Source organism: Actinoplanes subtropicus (assembly GCF_000721705.1).
Taxonomy (GTDB): Bacteria; Actinomycetota; Actinomycetes; order Mycobacteriales; family Micromonosporaceae; genus Actinoplanes; species Actinoplanes subtropicus.
Genome location: NZ_JOJL01000053.1, coordinates 12563 through 32757 on the forward strand (window position 1 = coordinate 12563; position 20195 = coordinate 32757).

Consider the following 20195-nt stretch of genomic DNA (forward strand, 5'->3'; position numbering starts at 1 on the left):
TTACCCGAGGCGCCAGTCCTGGGTCTGCCGGGCCGAGTTCGGGTGCAGGCTCAGCCGGAACCGGGTGAGCTCGACGCTGCCCTGGACGTCGAAGACGATCGTGCGCCCGTTCCACGACTCCGGATCCAGGCGGGAGGCCACGTGCAGCTGGCGGGCTCTGGTCATGAGGATGTCGTGCGGGTACGTCCGGCCCGCCCGGTCGACGAGCCAGGTGTACTTCTCGAGGTCGTCGAGGAACGGCACCCCGCCGGTGTTCTCGATCCCGATGTCGACGGTGACCAGCCGGTGGCCGAGCTCCGGCTCGATCGTGGGCGCGTTCGGGTTGTCCGGGTCGCGGGGCGGAGCCGGGTTGGCGATGCGCACCACCCGGACCGTCATCTCCTCCCCGGAGTCACCGCGCATCCGGACGCTCCCGTCCGGCGGAAGCACCCCACCCACCGGCACCGCCGCCGGCGGAGAAGTGGTCGGCGGAGTCGGCGGCGTCGTCCAGACGGCCGTCGCGGGCGGCGGCGTCCAGAGGTCCGTCGCCGGCGGCGGCGTCCAGAGCGGAACCCCGGGCGCGGTCAGGAGCGGGACATACGTGGTGACGGCCCGAACTTGCGAGTCGACATCCGGCTGGTCGATGTGTGTCGCCACCACGGCAACCGCACCCGCCGCGGCGACCACCCCGGCCACCGCCAGCCCGACCCGGCGCCACGACAGCTCACCGGCCACGGCCCGCTCCGACGGTGCCGGCGCCCGAGGCGGCACCGGAAGCACCGCCGGCGCCGGCGCGGCGGCCGGACCCGGCGGAGCCGCGGCTCGCCCACGCCGCACTCCCCAGGCGGCACCACCAGCCGCGGCCACAGCGGCCACCGCCGCGATCGTCATCCAGCGGGAACGCCTCTGCACAGCCCCCGCATCGGCACGCGACCGGCGAACTTGAGGCTTACCGGTCCGGCGTCAGCCGATCCAGTCCAGGATGGGGCCCACGCCGTCCTCCACGCCGAGCCGGGCCGACAGCGCCTGTGCCCGGGCGGCGTAGTGCGGGTTCGACGTGACCCGCCGCAGCGCCGCCGCCAGCGCGTCCGCGGTCAGGGCCGGCATCGGCACCGGTGCCGGTGAGACGCCCAGGTCGTGCAGGCGGCGGGCCCAGAACGGCTGGTCGGCCAGGACCGGGACGGGCACCGCGGGGACGCCGGCGCGCAGGCCGGCCGCCGTCGTTCCGGCCCCGGCGTGGTGCACGACCGCCGCCATCCGGGGGAACAGCCACGCGTGCGGTGCCTCGCCGATGCTCAGCACGTGCGGGCCGCCGGCCGCGAGCCCCGACCAGCCTGCTTGCACGACCGCTCGCAGGCCGGCCCGCCGCACCGCGTCGGCGACGATCGAGCCGAGCCGCGCGCCCTGCCCGGGCGCCATGCTCCCGAACCCGACGTACACCGGCGGCGGCCCGTCCGCCAGGAAGGCCGTCAGGGCTGCCGGCGGCTGCCAGCCCGGGTCGGCGGCCGGCCACCAGAACCCGGTCACCCGCAGCGCGGGCGGCCAGTCCGCGGGCCGCGGCACCACGGCGGGGCTGAAGCCGTGAAACGTAGGCCCGGCGAGTTCCTGCTCCCGCCGCAGCGTGGCGAGCGCGACCCGGGACAGCCCCAGCCGGCGCCGCAACTCGCGGATCGGGCCGGCGTACAGCGGCTCGATCGCCCGGGCGGCCACCCGCCCCGCGGTCAGGTTGCCCGCCGCCCCGAGCGACCGGCCGCCCAGCAGCACCGGCCCGAACCCGCGGGTCGGGTGCACCGGCTGGAGGAAGACCCCGGCCCGCCGTACGCCGAAAGCCTCCGCCACCTGGTAGCCCAGCGGCGCCACCATGGTCGACAGCAGCATGACCGCCGGCCGCACCGCCTCGGCCGCGTCGGCGATGCCGGCCCCGAGGGACGCGATCAGCGGCCGCGCCAGCCGGAACTGCCGCGCCAGGGCCCGCGGACCCAGCCCGCCGAGCGCGCTGGCAAGCGTCCCGCGCAGGTCCCCGGCCAGCGGCTCGAACCCCAGACCGGCGCCGGTGACGCACGACCGGAACGGCTCGTGCGCCGCCAGCGTGACCTCGTGCCCGGCCGCCCGCAGCCCCGCACCGAGTCCGGTGTACGGCGCCACGTCGCCCATCGACCCCGAGGTGACGATCAGGACCCGCACGCGTACGCCTAGGCGAGCTTTTGCTTCATCGCCTCGGCGAGCGCGTGCATCCCGCTCATCGGCCGCACCATCACCATGAACTCGGAGATCAGCCCGTCGCGGTTCAGCCGGAGGAAGTCGCAGCCGTTGACCGCCCGGTCCCCGATCCGGGTCTCGAAGATCAGCGCGGTGTCGTCCCCGCCGCCGATCTCGCGGGTGTAGCGGAGGTCCTCGAAGACCGTGAAGACCGCCCGCAGGATCGTGGCGACCGCCGGCTTCCCCTCGTACGGCTGGTAGGCCACCGGGCTGAGGAAGACCACGTCGTCGGCGAGCAGCCGCAGCGCCGCCTCGATGTCGCCGGCCTCGACCGCTTCCCGGAACGCGTGCATCAGTCCTCCACGAAGGTCATCTCGGCCTGCTCCCCGGGCGCGAGCAGGAAGTACCCGAGGAACGTCACGCCCTCCCCGGTGGCGTCGAACCGGGCGATCCGGGCCCCCTCGGGCTCGTAGAACACGTCGCCCGGCCGCAGCGTGGACGCCTCCTGGCCGTCGATCTGGTAGACGACCGAGCCGGCCACGACGGCGCCGAACACCGGCCCGTTGTGCGTGTGCAAGCCGGCGGCCGTGTCCGGCCGCATCCGGATCTCCCGGACCTCGACCCGCCCGGTCACCCGCGGCGCCGGCAGCGTCACGTCCAGGACGATCTCGCGCGTCACTGGTGAAGTCATGCCCGAAGTCTAGGAAGGGGAAAGGTCATCGCGGCAGCGGGGCGCCGGCCAGGACGATTACGACGCCCGCCGTGGCCGCGGTGAGCAGCGTCAGGACCGGGCCGCGCCGCAAACCCAGCGCCAGGATCGCCGCGCCGGCCAGGACCGCGTACTGCCAGGGCTCGCCCAGGGCGCGGGCCAGCGGGATCGCCGAGCCGAGGATCGCGCCGATCGCGGCCGGGCCGGCGCCGTCCAGGAAGGCGCGCACCCCGGGGGCGGCCCGCAGCCGGTCGAAGCGGTCGGCGCCGAGCAGGATGAACGCGAACGACGGGCTGAACGCGACGGCCGCGGCGAGGACGCCGCCGACCAGGCCGGCCCCGGCATAGCCGACCACGGCGACGGTCTGCACGACCGGGCCGGGGGTGATCTGGCCGAGCGCGACCGCGTTGAGGAACTGGGCCGCGGTCATCCAGTGGTAGTGGTCGACCGCGTCGGCCTGCATCAGCGGGATGATGACGAAGCCGCCGCCGTACGAGAGGGCTCCCACCTTGATCGCGACCCAGGCGATCGAGAGCAGCACGCCGCCGCCCAGCCCGGCGCCGACCAGGACGGGCACCGCCGGCCTGGTCCGGTCCCGGCGCGGCAGCACCACCCGCTGGGCGAACACCTCGGCGAAGCCGCACGCGATCAGCAGCAGCACCAGCCATGGCCCGACGGTGGCCGCCGCGGCCGCGCCGAGCAGCAGGTAGGCGATCCAGCGGGCCCGGCTGCCGTGCTCCCGGGCGCGCTTCCACCCGGCCGGCATCAGGCTCGACCCGGCCTGCACGGCGACCGCGGCCACCGCCGCGCCCGCCCCGGCGCCGGCCGCCTTCACCGCCGTCGGCGGGTCGCCCTGCAGGAACAGCGCGGCCAGGGCGAGGATCACGATCAGGCCGGGCACGATGAACGCCGCGCCGCCGACGAGCGCGCCCACCCGGCCGCGTACCCGCCAGGCGCAGAAGATCGCCAGCTGGGTGGAGGCCGGGCCGGGCAGCAGGTTACAGGCGGCGATGGCGTCCTCGAACTCCTGCGGGCTAAGCCACTTGCGGTCGTCGACGCAGAGCTTGCGCAGCAGCGCGATGTGCGCGGGCGGCCCGCCGAAGCCGATGCACCCGATCCGCCCCCACTCCTCGAGGACGGTCCCCAGCCCGACCGTCATGGAGCCGGCTGGAACAGCTCGACCGCGTTGCCGGCCGGGTCGTCCAGGACGATCTGCCGGCCGCCGGGGCCGGAGATCACGTCGTTGCGGAAGATGACGCCGGCCGCCCGCAGCCGGGCCACCTCGGCGTCGATGTCGTCGACCAGCAGCTCGATCCGGTTCCAGCCGCCCGGGCCGGGCCGGCGGCCGTCCGGCATGGGCCGGCCGGCCGAGCTGGCCGGGCCGGAGAGCAGCAGGCGCAGGTTGCCGCGGCGCACGTCGGCGAACGCGGGCGGGAACTGGTTGTCGCCGGGGACGAACCCGAGGCGGCCGGTGTAGAAGTCCAGGCAGGCCTGGACGTCGTCGACCAGGTAGCGGACGTTCACGGTGTCGGTGGTCATGACGCCTCCGTCGGCGGGGTGAGGGTGTGCAGCAGGAAGGTGAGCCGTTCGTCCAGCTCGGCGGCGACCCGGTCGAAGGCCGGGCGGCCGGCCGGGTCGGCCGCCGGGTCGGGCACGCTCCAGTGGGTCGGCGCGGGGTGGCCGGGGAACTCGGGGCAGACCTCGCGCACCCGGTCGCACAGGGTGATCACCCGGTCGAAGCGCTCGCCGGCGAACTCGCTGAGGTGCTTGGAGCGGGCGGGGCCGAGGGGCACTCCCCGATCGGCCAGCGCGGCCACCGCGTACGGCGCAATGGGTTTGGGGTTGCTGCCCGCGCTGAACGCCTGGACGGCGCCGCCGGTGCGGTGCCGGAGCAGGGCCTCGGCCATCTGCGAGCGCGAGCTGTTGCCGGTGCACAGGAACAGCACCCGCGCGCCGTCGGCGGCGACCGGCCCGGGCGGGGTCAGGCGCAGGCCCGGATGCAGGGCGCCGCCGGTGTCGGCCAGCATCGCCGAGCAGCGGGCCAGGTCGAGCGTGTAATACGTGTCGCGGCCGTCCGCGCTGCTGCGCCGGGCGGTCACCAGGGCCGCCCCGCGCAGCTTGCCGAGATGGTACGAGACCAGGCTCTGCGGCTGGCCGGCCAGCTCGGTGAGCTCGTGCACCTGGCGGTCGCCGCGGGCCAGCTCGGTCAGCAGCCGCCAGCGCAGCGGGTGCCCGGCGGCGACCACGAACTCGGGCGGCGGCGTGCTCACCCGCGCAGATTACATCAAACTGATTTGATGGAATAGTCGAGATCCACGACGATCGGCGCGTGGTCGGAGGGGCCCTTGCCCTTGCGCGCCTCCCGGTCGATCACCGCGTCGGTCACCTGGTCCGCCAGGTCGGGGGTGGCCAGCACCAGGTCGATGCGCATGCCCTTGTTCATATGGAACATCCCGGCCCGGTAGTCCCAGTAGGTGAAGGGCCGGTCGCCCTTGAGCGGGCGCCCGACGATGTCGCGCAGGCCCAGGTCGCGGATGGCGGCGAGGGCGGCGCGCTCGGGCGGGGTGACGTGGGTCGAGCCGACGAAGACCGCCGGGTCCCAGACGTCGTCGTCGGTCGGTGCCACGTTGAAGTCCCCGGCGATGATCAGCGGGCCGTCCCTCACCGAAGAGGCGAGGGTGGCGCGAAGCGCCGAGAGCCAGTCGAGCTTGTAGGCGTAATGCGGATCCTCGGGTGTACGCCCATTGGGGACATACACCGAAATGACGCGAATGTCCCCGCAGAGCGCGCCGATGTAGCGCGCCTCCGGATCCGGGAACCCGGGCTCCCCCGGGAAGCCGTTGCGGACATCGGCGAGGCCCACCCGGGAGAGCAGGGCGACCCCGTTCCACCGGCCCTGGCCGTACGCGGCGACGGCGTAGCCCAGCTCCCCGACCTCGGCCGAGGGGAACCCATCGGCCGGGACCTTCGTCTCCTGCAGGCACACGACGTCGGGTTTCGTGCCGTCCAGCCACTCCAGCAGCCGCGGCAGCCGGGCCTTGACCGAGTTGACGTTCCACGTGGCGAAGCGCATCCGCCCAGCCTATGACTCACTCCGGTCCGGCGAGGGTCGCCGCCGCGCCGGCGGCGTGCCAGTGGGCCGCGAACTCGGCCGGCGGCACGGCCGGCCCCCACAGCCAGCCCTGCCCGTTGGTCACCCCGATCCCGGCCAGCACGTCCCGCTGCACCCGGGTCTCCACCCCCTCGGCGATCACGCTGAGCCGCAGCGCCTGACTCATCGCCACGACCGCCCGGACGATCTCGCCGGCCTCGTCGTCGGCGCCCAGGCCGACCACGAACGAGCGGTCGATCTTCACCCCGGTGACCGGGAAGCGGCGCAGGTAACCGAGGCCGGAGTAGCCGGTGCCGAAGTCGTCGATCAGCAGCCGCACGCCGAGCTCGCGCAGCTCGTAGACGACCCGCGGGGTGGCGCCCGAGCCGTCCATCATCACCGACTCGGTCATCTCCAGGGCGACCACCTCGGCCGGCACCCCGAAGCGCAGCAGCTCGGCGGCGAGGACCAGCGGGAACGACGGGTCGGAGAGCTGCTTCGCGGAGACGTTGACGGACAGGTAGAAGTCGCCGGCCACGGTCCCGTCGGCCCGCCACGCGGCCAGCTGGCGCAGCGCCTCCTGGCGTACGTAGGTGCCGATCGGCCGGATCAGCCCGGCGTCCTCGGCGAGCGGGATGAACACGGCCGGCGAGATCGGGCCGCGCTCCGGATGCACCCAGCGGACCAGCGCCTCGGCGCCGAGCGGGCGGCCGCTCTCCAGACGGACGATCGGCTGGTAGGCCACCCACAGCTCGCCCTCGCCGAGCGCCCGGCGCAGCGCGACCTCCAGCTCGATCCGCTCGCGGACCTGGTCGTGCATCGAGGAGTCGAAGACGGTGGCTTGCCCGGGGCCCGCCGACTTGGCCTGGTACATCGCCGTGTCGGCGTCGCGCATCAGCTCCTCGGGGTCGCCGTCCGGGCCGGCCGAGGCGATGCCGATCGAGGCGCTGATCTTCAGCTCGAAGTCGCGGACCACGAACGGGCGCTCGAAGCAGGCCCGGGCGGACTCCAGCAGGCGGCGGGCGTACGCGTTGTCGCCGATCGCGGTCAGCAGGAACTCGTCGCCGCCCAGCGCCGCGACCCGGACGCCGGACGGCACCCGGGCGCGCAGCCGCTCGGCCACCTCGACGACCAGGCGGTCCCCGGTGTCGTGGCCCCAAGAGTCGTTGACGTACTTGAAGCCGTCCAGGTCGAGCAGCAGCGCCCAGACCGACTCGTCGCCGGGGTGCAGGTAGCCGAGCAGCCGCTCGATCTCGTGGCTGATCGTCCGCCGGTTCGGCAGCCCGGTCAGCGCGTCGTGGCCGGCCCGGTGCTCGGCGAGGCTCTGGGCGCTGGCCTGCGCCCGGACCGCGGTGGTCGCGCGCAGCAGCAGGAGCGCGACGATCAGCGCGCCGGCCACCGCGATCGCCAGCCGGTGGCCCGGGGTGTCGCCGATCGCCAGGACCAGCGCGTACGGGGCGGCCAGCGCCGGGATCAGCAGCGCCATCCGGCGGCCGGACCAGGCCGGGACCGGCGGCCGGGACGGGCGGCCCAGCAGGACCGCCGACGGGTGCAGGGCGGTGATCCCGAGCAGCAGGTACGCGACCAGGAAGGGGGCATCCAGCAGCGGCGAGGAGTACAGCTCGCCCCGGGCGCCGATGATCGCGTACGCCAGGTCGCCGGTGAGCAGCATCGTCATGCCGCCCAGCAGCGCGACCAGGCTGACCGGCCAGGCGCGCGCGGTGAAGGTGAGGCCGAGCCCGAGCATCAGCACCACCACGTCGAACAGCGGGTACAGCCCGGCCAGCGCCGTGACGAGGGCCGGCCGGCCCGTGACCTCGGCCGCGGGCAGCGCCAGCAGCAGGGTCGCGGCCAGGCCGCCGGAGAGGCAGACGATCAGCCCGTCCAGCGCGGTGTGCCATTCGAGGCTCTGCCGGGCCCGCAGCATCTGGGTCAGGAACGCGAACAGCAGCAGGTAGCCGGGGACGGTGAAGGCGTCGGCGATCAGCGGCAGCCCGGCGGCGGTGACGACCGGCCGCAGGATCACGCCGGCCAGGAACGCGAACGAGGCCGCCCCGACCAGCGGCCACGCGTGCCGGGGCTCCGCGGCGAGCCGCCGGGGGCCGACGGTGCAGGCCGCCACCGTGCCCGCGCCGAGCAGCAGCGCGCACCCGCCGTTCACGGCCGGGGAGAGGTCGAGCAGGTACACGGCCGTCGCCGCCGCCCCGCCCAGGGCGAACGGCCGCCACATTCCGGTCATCAACGGTTCAGATCGGCGCGTTCCGCACCCGTTTTAGGGTCTGTGTCGAAGTGGGGGCCGGAGCGAGGCGTGGCCCGTCTCCCACTTCGACACAGACCCTAGGTGAATGCTCCCGCTTTTCTCCCGGACGGCGACCGTGGGACCGGCACCGAGCGGCCGTGTACGAAGACGGTCGGGCAGGCGCCGCGGTGCAGCACCTCGCGGGCGACCGTGCCGAGCAGCCCGGCGTCGCCGGCGCCGCGCGGCCCGAGGACGATCACCCGGCCGCGCCGCGACGCCAGCACCAGGGCCGCGCCGGGCGCGCCGGCCAGCAGCCGGGTGCGCGCGGCCGGCGCGACGTCGGCCGCCTCGGCCAGCACCTCCCGGCCCGCCTCCTCGTACCGGCCGCCGTACTCGCGCACCACGTGCACCACCTCGAGTGCCGCCCGCCGGCGCCGGGTCTCGGCCACCGCGTGCCGCAGTGCCAGCATCCCGTTCGGCGACCCGTCCACGGCGGCCAGCACGGCCCCGCGCGGCGGCCGGGGCCCGCGCGCCACCAGCACCGGGCACCAGGACCGGGCCACCGTCTGCACCAGCACCGAGGCGGGCGGCAGCCACGGCGTGGTGGCCAGGTCGTCGTCGCCGAGCACCAGCAGGACGGCCGTCCGGCTCAGGCGCAGCAGCACGCGATCGGGCAGCCCGTCCACCAGTTGTCCCGTCACCCGCACCCCGGGTGTGGAACGCTGGGCGGTGAGCACGGCCTCGTCGACCACCTGTGCGGCCGCCCGGCGAGCCACGTCGTACGGGATCCCGGCGCCCGGCGGGCCGGGACTGGGCCAGGTGAACGCGTGAACGACTCTGAGCTGACTACCACGGGCAACCGCCTCGCGGGCGGCCAGCCGCACCGCGGCCAGGGCCGCCGACGTCCCGGTCACGCCGACCACGACAGGTTTCCGCACCGGTCTCACCTCCGCCCCGAGACTGTGCACCATTATCTATGCAAGAACGCCACTCTTCGTGATCAATCCCTCAGCGGGTGGCCGCCTGATGACCCATTCAGGTTGAGGGTTTACGGTGAACGACAAATTCTTGTGGACATCTGCCGGTGAAGTGAGGGAAATACATGACGGATGTCAAGCTCGACCACCCGGGTGGCCAGTTGTCGATGCCGGTGCGCGAGGCCGTCGAGGGTCCGGGCGGCATCGACGTCAGTGCCCTTCTCAAGGAGACCGGCTTCGTCACCCTCGACCAGGGTTTCGTGAACACGGCGTCGACCACCTCGTCGATCACGTACATCGACGGTGACGCGGGCATCCTGCGCTATCGCGGTTTCCCGATCGAGCAGCTCGCCGAGAAATCGACCTTCCTCGAGGTGTCGTACCTTCTCATGCACGACGCGCTGCCCACGCCGGAACAGCTGAAGGACTTCGCCGACAAGATCCGGGTGCACACGCTGTTGCAGGAGGAGATGCGCTCGTTCTTCTCCGGCTTCCCGCGCGACGCGCACCCGATGGCGGTGCTGTCCTCGGCGGTGACCGCGCTGTCGACGTTCTACCAGGACACGCTCGACCCGCTCGACCCGGAGCAGGTCGAGATCTCGGGCATCCGGCTGATGGCGAAGCTTCCGACGATCGCGGCGTACGCGTACAAGAAGAGCATCGGCCACCCGCTGCCCTACCCCGACAACTCGCTCGACTACGTCGAGAACTTCCTGCGTATGACCTTCGGCCTGCCCACGGTGCAGTACGACGTGGACCCGAAGGTCGCCAAGATCCTCGACATGCTGTTCATCCTGCACGCCGACCACGAGCAGAACTGCTCGACCTCCACGGTCCGCCTGGTCGGTTCGGCGCAGGCCAACCTGTTCGCGTCGGTGTCGGCCGGCGTGAACGCGCTGTCCGGCCCGCTGCACGGCGGCGCCAACGCGGCGGTGCTCGAGATGCTCGAGCAGATCCGCAAGGACGGCGGCGACGTCAACTCGTTCGTCACGCGCGTGAAGAACAAGGAAAAGGGCGTCAAACTGATGGGCTTCGGCCACCGGGTCTACAAGAATTACGACCCGCGCGCCGCCATCGTGAAGAAGGCCGCCCAGGAGATGCTCGCCACACTGGACAAGCCCGACCCGCTGCTCGAGATCGCGTTCCAGCTCGAGGAGATCGCGCTCCACGACGATTACTTCGTGAGCCGCAAGCTCTACCCGAACGTCGATTTCTACACCGGCCTGATCTACAAGGCGATGAACTTCCCGACCAAGATGTTCACCGTCCTGTTCGCCCTCGGCCGGCTCCCCGGCTGGATCGCCCAGTGGTCGGAGATGATGACCGACCCGGCCACGAAGATCGGCCGCCCGCGCCAGCTCTACACCGGTTCCCCGGAGCGCGAGTTCGTCCCGATCGACAAGCGCTGATCAGATTCCCGAGGGAACGCCCCGCCGATTCCGGTCGGCGGGGCGTTCTACTCTTTGTTCATGAGCACGACACCGGTAGGACTCCTGCAGGCCCTGCGCGAGCCCGCCACCCGAGCCGTCTCCCGCCTGATCCCCGGCGACGTCATCTGGTATGTCGACACCGCCGACCCGGTGTTCGCCCTGACCTTCGACGACGGCCCCGGCCTCGCCAGCACGCCGGCGTTGCTCGAGGTGCTCGCCAAACACCGCGCAAAGGCCACGTTCTTCCTCGTCGGCGAGCGCGTCGAGAAGCATCCCCACCTGGTCACCGAGATCATCGCCGCCGGCCACGAGATCGCCAACCACCTGATGCGCGACGAGCGCTCGGCCCTGATCCCCGACGCCCAGTTCCGCCGCGACCTGGCCCGCACCACCGACCTGCTCACCCCGCACGGCCCGGTCCGCTGGTTCCGCCCCGGCTCCGGCGTCTTCACCCCGCGCATGCTCCGCTCCGCCGCCGAGCAGAACCTCCAGGCCGTCCTCGGCACCCTGGTCGCCGGCAACCGGGGCCTGCCCTCCGACGAGCGGATCGCCCGCTCCCTGCTCCCCCACCTGCGCCCCGGCTCGATCCTGGTCCTGCACGAGGGCACCGCCAAGCGCCAGGGCGTGGTGCAGACCACCGACGAGCTGCTGTCGGCCCTCACGGATCTGACCGCGGTCACCGTCTCCGACCTGGTCTCCCGATCAAAACCAGGATGGCGTACGCCGTGAGCCCGGCCCCGCGGGACAGCCCGGCGGCCGCGCGCGGAGGGCAAGTTGCAACCGGCCCTCGCGCCGCGGCGGGGACTCGGCTGATCCTCGTACGATATGGTCTTCTTGAAGTTGATCTGCCCGGTTTTACGCCTCGGTTTGTAGTTTCGCGCGGATCCGGGACGCGTCGGCCGGATTGACCGTCTCGACGATCTCCAGCGCGAGCTGCCACGTCCGGTGCGCGGCCGCCTGGTCTCCCGCGGTCCGGTGGACGTCACCGAGGCGGTCCAGGGTGTCCGCCTCGCCGTGCCGGTCGCCGAGCCGGCGGGAGAGCGCCAGCGACCGCTCGCAGCACTCGACGGCCAGCGGGAAGTCGCCGCGCCGCTGGTGGATCAGGCCCAGGCTGTCCAGCGTGTTGGCCTGCCCGAAGGCGTCGCCGAGCTGCTCCTGCAGGGCCAGCGCCCGGGTGCAGTGCGGCAGCGCCTCGTCGTGCTCGCCCAGCTCGGCGAGCATCCAGCCGACCGCGTTCTCGGCGCTCGCCCGGCCGCTCGGGGAATCCGCCCGGGTGAACAGCTCGAGCGCGAGCCGGGCCTGCCGCAACGCCTCGGCGCGATCGTCGCGCCGGGCGGCGACCCGGCCCAGCCCGCGGTGCGCCATGGCCTGACCGGCCGGGTCGCCCAGCTCGGCGAACCCCTCCCGGGCCAGTTCCAGCTGCTCGCGGGCCTCGTCGAGGCGGCCCAGCCGGAGCAGGGCGATGCCCAGCAGCCGGAGGGCGTGCGCCCGCGCGGCGCGGTCGCCGAGCCGTCCGGTGGCGGTCACCGCGGCGCGCTGCACGGTCACCCAGTCGTGCCAGTAGCCCCGGCGGTGCACGAAGTTGGCCATCGCCCAGGCCAGTTGCCACGCCTGCCGGTCGCGGCCGCTCTCCGCGGCGAACGCGACCAGGGCGGGCAACGCCGTCCGCTCCGCGTCGAACCACGCCAGTGCCCCGGCGTGGTCGGCCGCCGGCTCCGGGCACACCCCGTCGGCCGGCGGCGGCAGCGCGATCGGGTCCCGGTTCGGGCGCAGCAACCGGTCCGCCCGGTAGGCGGAGTGCAGATGGTGGTCCAGCAGCCGGGTCAGCGCCGGCGCCCGCTCGGCCGCTCCGATGAGCTCCCGGGCGTAGGCGCGGAGCAGGTCGTGCAGGACGTACCGGCCGGGCCGGGCCTCGCTGACCAGGTGCGCCCGGGCGAGCTCGGCCAGCCGCCGGCCGGCCGTCTCGGGCCGGGTGGCGGTCAGCGAGGCCGCGGCGGCCACCCCGAGATCGGCGCCCGGATGCAGCCCGGCGAGCCGGAACAGCGCGGCCGTGCCGACGTCCAGCGCCCGGTACGAGGAGGAGAACACGCTGCGCAGGTCGGCGATCGGGTCGTCGGTGGCGAAGCCGGTCAGGCCGCCCCGGGCCGCGCGCAGCTCCGCGGCCAGGCCGGCCAGCGTGGTCGAGGGCTGCAGGGCCGCGTGCGCCGCGGTCACCGCCAGGGCCAGCGGCAACCGGCCGCACTGCTCGATGATGTCCCGCACGGCCGGCAGCTCCGCCGCGAGCCGGCGCCGGCCCAGCCGGGCGGCCATCAGCTGCACCGCCTCGGCCTCGGTGAACAACCCGACCGGCACCGGTTGCGCCCCCTCGGTGACGACCAGGCCGGGGAACCGGTGCCGGCTGGTGACCACGACCAGGCAGCCGGCGCCACCGGGCAGCAGCGGCCGGACCTGGTCGGCGGAGGCGGCGTTGTCCAGCAGGATCAGCATCTGCCGGCCGGAGAGCAGCCCGCGGTAGAGCGCGGTCCGGGCGTCCAGCCCGGCCGGGATCCGCTCGGCCGGCACCCGCAGCGCCTCGAGGAATCCCCGCACCACCTCCGCGGGCGGCGTGGGATCGGCCGCCGGGTCGAAACCGCGCAGGTTGACGTAGAGCTGGCCGTCCGGGAAGCGGTCCCGCACCCGGTGCGCCCAGTAGGCCGCCAGCGCGGTCTTGCCCACCCCGGGCATGCCGGACAGCACCACGACGGTGACGCCGATCGGCTCGCGGTCCAGCTGTGCCAGGATCTCGTCCAGCCGTTCGATCTCGGCTGCCCGGCCGGTGAAGCCGGGCACCGTCGCCGGTAGCTGCGCCGGGACGTCGGCCGCGGTGCCGCGCAGCAGCTCCCGGTGTGCCGTGGTCAGCTCGGCGCCGGGGTCGGCGCCCAGCTCGGCCGCGAGCCGGCGGCGGGCGGCGGCGAACTGCTCCAGCGCCTCGGCCGTCCGCCCGGCGGCGGCCAGCGCCCGCATCAGGGCCACGACCGGCGCCTCCAGCAGCGGGTACTCGTCGATGAGCCGGGTCAGCGGGTCGATCACCACGGCGGGCCGGCCGATCGCCGTCTCCGCCCGGGCCAGCTCCACCGTCGCGTCGACCAGCGCCAGGCCGAGGCGTTCCCTGGTCCGGGCGGCCCATTCGCCGGGCAGGCCGGCCAGCGCGTCGCCGCGCCAGAGGGCGACCGCACGGCGCAGCAGCTCGGCCCGCTCCCGCGGCGGTGCGCCGGCGGCCCGCGCCATGATCCGGTGGAAGTGGTGCAGGTCGACCTTCTCCGGGTCGGCGCGCAGGTGGTAGCCGCCGTCGTGCCGGGTGAGCGCCACCGCGCCGACCTGGCGGCGGATCCGGGTCACGTGGGTGTGCAGGGTCCGGCGCGCCTGGGCCGGCGGGTCGTCGCCCCAGACCCGGTCGATGAGCCGGTCCACCGGCACCGGGCGGTCGCCGTCGACGAGCAGGGCGGCCAGCACGACGTTCTGCTGGGGCCGGGTCGGCGGTCCCAGGGCCTGGCCGTCGGCGTACACCTCCACCGGACCCAGGATGCGGAACTCCATCCACGCATCTAATCCGGTGCGGCCCGGCGGGAGAAATCGGCTGTCAACAATCCGGCCCACATCGATCGGCCACTCTGGTCGCGTTCCGAACGGAAGCGCTGATGGGGGCTGACATGAGAAGAAAACTGCTCGGGCTGCTGGGCACCGCCGTCCTCGCCGCCACCGGGGTCGCGGTGCTGCCCGCGTCGCCGGCGGCCGCGGCGAGCGGGTGCTGGTACAACAACGGCAACTGGTGGTGCCACAACACCTACGGTGCGCGGGTCTACAGCCTGGTATACGACGGCACGTACACCGAGGTGGGTCGCATGTGGACGACCACGAGCTGGTTCGACTGCCGGGACGAGACCACGCCCGCCTGGGTCGGTGGCCCGCACCCGTACCGGTGGGAGTTCACCAAGGCCGACAACGGCGCGTGGGGCTGGATGAAGGACACGTCGATCAGCAGCGAGACGGACCCGCTGCCGGTCTGCGTCGAGGACTGACCGTGGACGAGATGGTGCTCAAGGCACAGCGCTGGGTGAACGCCACCTACGGCGCTGTGCCGGGGTACGTGGCCTGCGCCGAGACCGGGACGACCGGCTGGCCGACGATGTACTCGCTGACCCGGGCGCTGCAGCACGAGCTGGGCATCACCGCGCTGTCGGACAACTTCGGGCCGGCCACCCTGGCGAAGCTGACCGCGTACGGCAATGTGGGCCTGCACTCGGCGAACATCAACATGCGCACGATCGTCGAGGCGGGACTGTACTGCAAGGGCTACAGCGGCGGCCTGCTGAACGGCAGTTTCGGCGACGCCACCCAGGTCGGCCTGCAGGGCATGACGCAGAACATGGGCGTCGGCGGCGACTCCGCCGTCACCGACATCCCGCCGAAGGTGGTCAAGGCACTGCTGACCATGGACGCGTACGTGAAGACGGCGGGCGGCAGCGACACGATCCAGAAGATCCAGCGCTGGCTGAACGCCACCTACTGGGGCCGGGCCGACTTCTTCATCGGCCCGTGCGACGGCCACTTCTCCCGGGACGTGCAGAAGGCGCTCGTCCTCGGCATCCAGTACCAGCTCGGCATGGCGGACGGCACGGTCACCGGCTCGGTCGGCCCGGCGACCCAGTCCGGCCTGCGCGGGGCCGCGGCGCGGGTGGCGCTCGGCTCGGCCGACCCGGGGCCGACCGGTTTCGTGCGGCTCTTCCAGGCCGCCATGCAGTTCAACGGCTGGGCGAGCCAGTGGGACGACAGCGCCGGCACCTTCACCGCCCAGCTGGCCGCCACGGTCCGCCGGTTCCAGGAGTTCGCCATGCTGCCGCAGACCGGTGCCGGCGAGTACCCCACGTGGATGTCGCTGCTGCTGTCCACCGGGGACCCGTCGCGGAAGGGCACCGCGATGGACTGCATGTACCCGCTGAACAGCCGGACCATCGCGACCGTGTGGAACGCCGGCTACCGGACCGTGGGCCGGTACCTGACCGGCGGCACCAACAAGGTGCTCACCAGCTCGGAGATCGCGCTGATCACCGATCAGGGCATGTCGTTCTTCCCGATCTACCAGGAGAACGGCGACGCGGTCCGGTGGTTCAGCTACGACCAGGGGGTGGCGGCCGGGCGGGCGGCCTGCGCGGCGGCGGCCGGCTTCGGCATCCCGGCCGGCACGGTGATCTACTTCGCGGTCGACTTCGACGCCGTCGACGCCGAGATCACCAGCGCGATCATCCCGCATTTCCGGGGCGTGGCGGACGGCGTACGGGCCGCGGGGAACCCGTACGCGGCCGGCGTGTACGGCTGCCGGAACGTGTGCCGACGGGTGAGCGACGCCGGCTTCGCGACCAGGAGCTTCGTCAGCGGCATGTCCACCGGCTACAGCGGCAACCTGGGCTACCCGTTGCCCGAGAACTGGGCCTTCGACCAGATCGCGAACACCACGCTCGCGGCCGGCAGCACCGGCGCCGTGGAGATCGACAACGACATCGCCTCCGGCCGCGACCCGGGGGTGACCAGCGTGACCCGGCCGCGCGACGTCAACGACGGTTGCTACACGTACCTGATCTGGCTTGAGGCCCGCGCCGGGCAGTGGCGCGACCAGGGCCACCTGGACCGGCCGGCGCCGGAGCTGGTCGCGCAGTACCTGCGCTCCCGGGTCGGGCACTACCTCGGCAGCGGGCAGGATCTGGTCTTCGGCCCGCTGGACACCGACTTCGTGGCGTTCGTCGACGGGTATCCCGGCCGGCCCGACGCGGCTCCGCTGCGCGATCCGTCCAACTTCCGCGACGTCGACCTCCCGCACTTCGGCGCGTCGTACGGCGCGGTGCTGCACAACAAGATCAGCGACGACCGTACGGTGCCGACCCTGCTCGACTTCGGCGGGTGGGGCGGCGACCTGATCAGCGCCCTCGGCGACTTCCTGAAGAGCGGGCAGCCGGCCGGGAACGCCTACGACTACGCCCGGTCGCACATCGCCTCGTACTCCAACGACGGCTTCTTCGACATCGGCGACTTCCTCGCCGACGTGGACGCCGTGTGCCTGGGCGCGCAGACCCTCAGCGACCCGAACCTGCCGCTGTCGACGATGTTCCGGTACTACTACGGCAGCGTCGCCAATGCCCGGCAACGGTTCGCCGACTTCTTCATCAGCCGCTTCGGGAACTCGCCCGGCATTCTCCGGGAAGCGGGCCGCAACGTCTGTGTCGGGCTCGCCGACGTGATCTTCATGGGCGCCCGGGAGAAGTTCTGGCACGACAGCTGGGCGGACGACACCGGCTACGCCTTGGTCGAGGCCGTGCCGGACGACATCGCCGCCGACGTCGCGCGGGCCTTCGCCGACGTCCTCGCCTCGTACGTACCTTGATGGGGGATGACATGACCATGCCGATGTCCCGCCGGACCGTCCTCACCGCCGCCACGCTGTCGGCCGGCGCGGGCCTGATCAAGGTCTCCGGCCCCGGTCTGCTGCTCACCCCGGTGGCCGGCCGGCCGCTGCCGGTGCGGTCGCCGGACGCCGCCCCGCCGTCGACCTGTCCGCGGCAGCTCGCGGTCCAGGTCGTCAACCCGGGTTCCGCGGTGGCCGCCGGCGCCGAGGTGACGTTCACCTACGACCCGCGCCTCTACGCGCCGGCCTCGCCGGTCATCGTGACCGCGGGCAGCCGCCGGGTCGAGGCCACCAGCGCCGTCGGAACGGATCCGGCGACCGGCCTGACCACCAGCCGGATCTCGGTGCGCGAGCGGATCCCGGCCGGGGCGACGCTGCTGGTGGTGGCGGCCACCGCCCATCCCTGGCGATACCCGTACGACCTGGTCCGGCGCCCGGCGGGCACCTCGGCCGCGGTCGTGCCCCGCTCGGGCGCCGCGGGGACCCGGCGCGACCTGGGGCAGCCGCGCGCCGCCGGGCGGCCCGCGCCGACGCCGTGGGGCATCGAACTGACCGGCGGCTGGGCCCGGCAGACCTGGGGTGGTCAGGACCGGTTCGCCTACTACCGCCCGGTCAGCGTGCGGCTGCGCGGCACCGGGCCGGGCCCGGCGCCCCGGCCGGCGTCCTTCTCGATCGCGGTGGACCCGCGGCTGGTCGCCACCGTCGCCACCGGAGCCGCCCGGCTCAACGGCAGACCCGTGCGCTCCCCGCGCCGAGCCGGCCTCACCAGCGACGGCGTGGTGCACGAGACCCGCTGGACCAGCGACGTCCGGCTGGGCCCGGGCGACGTCCTCGACATCGAGGTACTCACCGGGACCCGGACCCCGCCCGGCCCACTGGAGACGATCAAGCACCCCGCGGTGACCTTGACCGTGCCGGGCGACGACGCCCAGCGGCTCACCGGCTTCGAGACCCTGACCCGCTCGGACGCCGTCTGGCGCTGACCCTCCGCCGCCCGCTCCCGGCCGAGATCTTGAAGCCCCGGCGTTCACCGCGAACGGAAACACATCGTCGTCGCGCTCGTCCCGGCGAAGGGTGGAAGTCTCCCGTTGGCTCTGAACGCCACGCTTTGAAGATCTGGCCGGGCTGGCGGGCGCGCGCCGGTGCTCGGCCGGACCGGCATGCGGGGCGTAGTCAGCGCCGGGAGCGGGCGCGCGCCGGCGCCCGGTCGGACCGGCATGCCGGGCGCGGTCAGCATCGGGGGCGGCCGCGTGCCGGTCCGGCCGGGACAGCCCGGCGGCCGCGCGCGGAGGGTGAGTTGCAGCCGGCCCGGCGCCGCGGCGGGGGGCTCGGCTGATCCGTACGATAGGGGTGTTTTAAATGGGTCGCGCTGGGTGCGGGGGCCCGGCTAGCGTGGCCGCATGATCCTGATGCTCTGAGGAGGTCGCCGCCGACGGCGGCCGAGCGCGTTCCGGCTCCGGGCGCTCCGGCGGGTTGTCCGCCGTGGAGACGCCGGCGTGCCGACGCCCGGAGCAATCGTCTTTTCTCTCCACGGCATGACCCTGCCTGTTTCAGGAGGCTACGTATGCCCTTCTCCGTGCACATAGATCAGGAAGAGCTGGCGGTACGCGACCTCGCGGCCGGCCTCGCGGGCCCCTCCGCCGACACCCCGGCGGCCGACCAGCGCAAGGCGCTCCACGCGGGGCGCCGCGGCGGACGGGACAGCCGCCAGGCCGCGCGCGGCCAGTCCGACCGCGACCACGCCCGCAAGAGCGGTGGCAAGTCCCGCTCCTACGCGTTCCGCCGCAGCTAGGAAGCAGGGAACGGCCCGGCGCCGAGAAGCGCCGGGCCGTCGCCGGATGGTTCAGCCGAGTTCGGCGTACACGTCGTCGAGTTGGCCGTGGTACATGTCGCTGGACTTGTTGAAGTTGGGGCCGCCGATGCGCAGCGGCATGGTGTTCGTGATGTTCAGGGTGGCCGGGATCGTCGTGCTGCCCTGCTGGACGCCGTCGACCGAGATCGAGAGGGACGTGCCCGAGCGCAGGCAGGCCACCTTGTGCCAGACGCCGTCGGTGACCGGGGCGCTGGAGTGGGCGATGTAGACGGCCGGCGAGCCGACGCCGATCACGACGCACTGGGCCTTGCCCATCTTCTGGCCGATCTGCAGCTTCCACTGGCTGCCGGTGGCGCTGGTGCCCTTCTGCATGATGTTGGCGGAGCCGCGTACCTCGGTCTTGAGCACGTGCACGCTGGCCGCCCAGCGGAACGGCCGGACGCCGGGGTTGAGGTTGGCGCTGTTCGGGGCCTCGAGCAGGGCGCGCGCGCAACTGGCGGCGTCCGGGGCGCACAGGCCGGGGAAGGCGGCGTACTTGCCGGTCGGGCCGTCCAGGTATTGCACGGCGCCCTGGTCGGCGCCGCGCGCGCTGAGCATCGGGCCGCCGTGGCCGGAGGTGTCGGTGACCCGGCCGCCGACGGCGCCGGCGTTGAAGTCCCAGCGCGCGACCAGGACCGGGCCGGTCGGCGTGGTGGCCGGGGCCGCGGTCGCCGCCGGCGGGGTGTCAGTGGGAGCGGCGGACGCCGCCTGGGCGGTGGACATCGGGACGATCAGGCCGGCCAGCGCCGCCACCGCGATTGCGATCTTCATACTCCTGAGATCGCCCCGAGTCCGCATCGTTACCGAAAAAACCGGAAAAAGGGTTCGAAATGGATCAAACCAGGCCGAACTCCTCGGCGAGGAAGCAGACCGCCACGAGCCGCAGCAGGTGCCAGTCCCCGGTCAGCCACTCGGCCGGGCGCACCGGCGCCTCCCCGGCGGCGGGAACGTACCGGCCGGACCGGCGGGCGGCGGCGACGATCGACCGGGCGTAGGCGGCCAGGGCCTTCGCGTCCAGGTCCCGCTCCGCCTCGACGAGCGCGTCCCGCACCGACGCCGCGTGCTGGTCGACCAGGGCCAGCAGGCCCGGGTCGGCGAACGCCGCGACCAGGCCGTCGACGCCCACGCGGGCCATCATCTCGTCCAGCAGCGCCGCCGCCGGATCGAGAGCGGTCGCGTCGGTGTAAATCGGGGCGAAGGCGAGGAATTCGTTCGTCATGGCGACGACGCTAGGGCCTCCCAAGGGATCCCGACAGAGGGGTAACCGAACGGCACCCGAGCGC

At 73.5% G+C, this 20195-nt stretch carries 19 protein-coding genes; 6 read left to right on the forward strand and 13 right to left on the reverse strand.

What is annotated here, in order from left to right; translation table 11 throughout:
• The 10 genes from IH26_RS0147900 to IH26_RS0147945 form a co-directional block, all read right to left on the reverse strand.
• Nucleotides 1-714 carry a hypothetical protein gene (locus tag IH26_RS0147900; protein WP_157437779.1) on the reverse strand — a complete coding sequence of 238 codons (714 nt, stop codon included), beginning with the start codon at nt 712-714 and terminating at the stop codon, nt 1-3.
• Nucleotides 715-942: 228 nt separating this feature from the next.
• Nucleotides 943-2163, reverse strand: coding sequence for a glycosyltransferase (locus tag IH26_RS0147905; protein ID WP_030442992.1), 1221 nt, complete (start codon nt 2161-2163; stop codon nt 943-945).
• 8 nt (nt 2164-2171) lie between these two features.
• Entirely contained in the window at nt 2172-2531 is a 360-nt protein-coding gene (locus tag IH26_RS0147910) for a nuclear transport factor 2 family protein (RefSeq protein WP_030442993.1), read from the reverse strand.
• On the reverse strand, nt 2531-2869 hold the full coding sequence (locus IH26_RS0147915; RefSeq protein WP_084599784.1) for a cupin domain-containing protein: 339 nt from the start codon (nt 2867-2869) through the stop codon (nt 2531-2533). The genes IH26_RS0147910 and IH26_RS0147915 overlap by 1 nt, the downstream gene beginning before the upstream one ends.
• A gap of 25 nt (nt 2870-2894) precedes the next feature.
• On the reverse strand, nt 2895-4046 hold the full coding sequence (chrA, locus tag IH26_RS0147920) for a chromate efflux transporter (RefSeq protein ID WP_030442995.1): 1152 nt from the start codon (nt 4044-4046) through the stop codon (nt 2895-2897).
• A complete protein-coding gene (locus IH26_RS0147925; RefSeq protein WP_030442996.1) occupies nt 4043-4426 on the reverse strand; it encodes a VOC family protein in 384 nt (127 codons plus the stop codon). The genes chrA and IH26_RS0147925 overlap by 4 nt, the downstream gene beginning before the upstream one ends.
• Nucleotides 4423-5157, reverse strand: a complete 735-nt coding sequence (locus IH26_RS0147930) for an arsenate reductase/protein-tyrosine-phosphatase family protein (RefSeq protein ID WP_030442997.1) — start codon at nt 5155-5157, stop codon at nt 4423-4425. The genes IH26_RS0147925 and IH26_RS0147930 overlap by 4 nt, the downstream gene beginning before the upstream one ends.
• 14 nt (nt 5158-5171) lie before the next feature.
• Nucleotides 5172-5960 carry an exodeoxyribonuclease III gene (locus IH26_RS0147935; protein WP_030442998.1) on the reverse strand — a complete coding sequence of 263 codons (789 nt, stop codon included), beginning with the start codon at nt 5958-5960 and terminating at the stop codon, nt 5172-5174.
• 16 nt (nt 5961-5976) lie between these two features.
• Nucleotides 5977-8217 carry a putative bifunctional diguanylate cyclase/phosphodiesterase gene (locus IH26_RS0147940; RefSeq protein WP_034217730.1) on the reverse strand — a complete coding sequence of 747 codons (2241 nt, stop codon included), beginning with the start codon at nt 8215-8217 and terminating at the stop codon, nt 5977-5979.
• Nucleotides 8218-8315: 98 nt separating this feature from the next.
• The gene (locus tag IH26_RS0147945; protein ID WP_169789927.1) at nt 8316-9155 is read right to left on the reverse strand and encodes a universal stress protein; all 840 of its coding nucleotides are present in this window, start codon (nt 9153-9155) and stop codon (nt 8316-8318) included.
• Between the two features lie 164 nt (nt 9156-9319).
• On the opposite strand from IH26_RS0147945, the gene IH26_RS0147950 reads away from it, so the two are divergent.
• Together IH26_RS0147950 and IH26_RS0147955 are read left to right on the forward strand one after the other, a co-directional pair.
• Nucleotides 9320-10603, forward strand: a complete 1284-nt coding sequence (locus IH26_RS0147950) for a citrate synthase (RefSeq protein WP_030443001.1) — start codon at nt 9320-9322, stop codon at nt 10601-10603.
• A 60-nt stretch (nt 10604-10663) separates the two neighbouring features.
• Nucleotides 10664-11353: a polysaccharide deacetylase family protein gene (locus IH26_RS0147955; protein WP_030443002.1), complete on the forward strand. Its 690-nt coding sequence runs from the start codon at nt 10664-10666 to the stop codon at nt 11351-11353.
• A gap of 126 nt (nt 11354-11479) precedes the next feature.
• Here the strand turns inward: IH26_RS0147955 and IH26_RS0147960 are convergent, their stop codons facing one another.
• Nucleotides 11480-14200 carry an AfsR/SARP family transcriptional regulator gene (locus IH26_RS0147960; protein WP_030443003.1) on the reverse strand — a complete coding sequence of 907 codons (2721 nt, stop codon included), beginning with the start codon at nt 14198-14200 and terminating at the stop codon, nt 11480-11482.
• 113 nt (nt 14201-14313) lie between these two features.
• On the opposite strand from IH26_RS0147960, the gene IH26_RS0147965 reads away from it, so the two are divergent.
• From IH26_RS0147965 to IH26_RS0147980, 4 genes are all read left to right on the forward strand, one after another.
• Entirely contained in the window at nt 14314-14682 is a 369-nt protein-coding gene (locus IH26_RS0147965; protein ID WP_030443004.1) for a hypothetical protein, read from the forward strand.
• A gap of 11 nt (nt 14683-14693) precedes the next feature.
• Nucleotides 14694-17039 carry a glycoside hydrolase domain-containing protein gene (locus IH26_RS0147970; protein ID WP_245666023.1) on the forward strand — a complete coding sequence of 782 codons (2346 nt, stop codon included), beginning with the start codon at nt 14694-14696 and terminating at the stop codon, nt 17037-17039.
• Nucleotides 17040-17050: 11 nt separating this feature from the next.
• Nucleotides 17051-18043 carry a hypothetical protein gene (locus tag IH26_RS0147975; RefSeq protein ID WP_030443006.1) on the forward strand — a complete coding sequence of 331 codons (993 nt, stop codon included), beginning with the start codon at nt 17051-17053 and terminating at the stop codon, nt 18041-18043.
• Nucleotides 18044-18624: 581 nt separating this feature from the next.
• A complete protein-coding gene (locus tag IH26_RS0147980) occupies nt 18625-18852 on the forward strand; it encodes a hypothetical protein (RefSeq protein WP_030443007.1) in 228 nt (75 codons plus the stop codon).
• Nucleotides 18853-18903: 51 nt separating this feature from the next.
• On the opposite strand, the gene IH26_RS0147985 is transcribed toward IH26_RS0147980, so the two are convergent.
• Nucleotides 18904-19683, reverse strand: coding sequence for a LamG domain-containing protein (locus IH26_RS0147985; protein WP_030443008.1), 780 nt, complete (start codon nt 19681-19683; stop codon nt 18904-18906).
• A 64-nt stretch (nt 19684-19747) separates the two neighbouring features.
• A complete protein-coding gene (locus IH26_RS0147990; protein ID WP_030443009.1) occupies nt 19748-20131 on the reverse strand; it encodes a DUF6401 family natural product biosynthesis protein in 384 nt (127 codons plus the stop codon).
• Nucleotides 20132-20195: the final 64 nt, after the last annotated feature.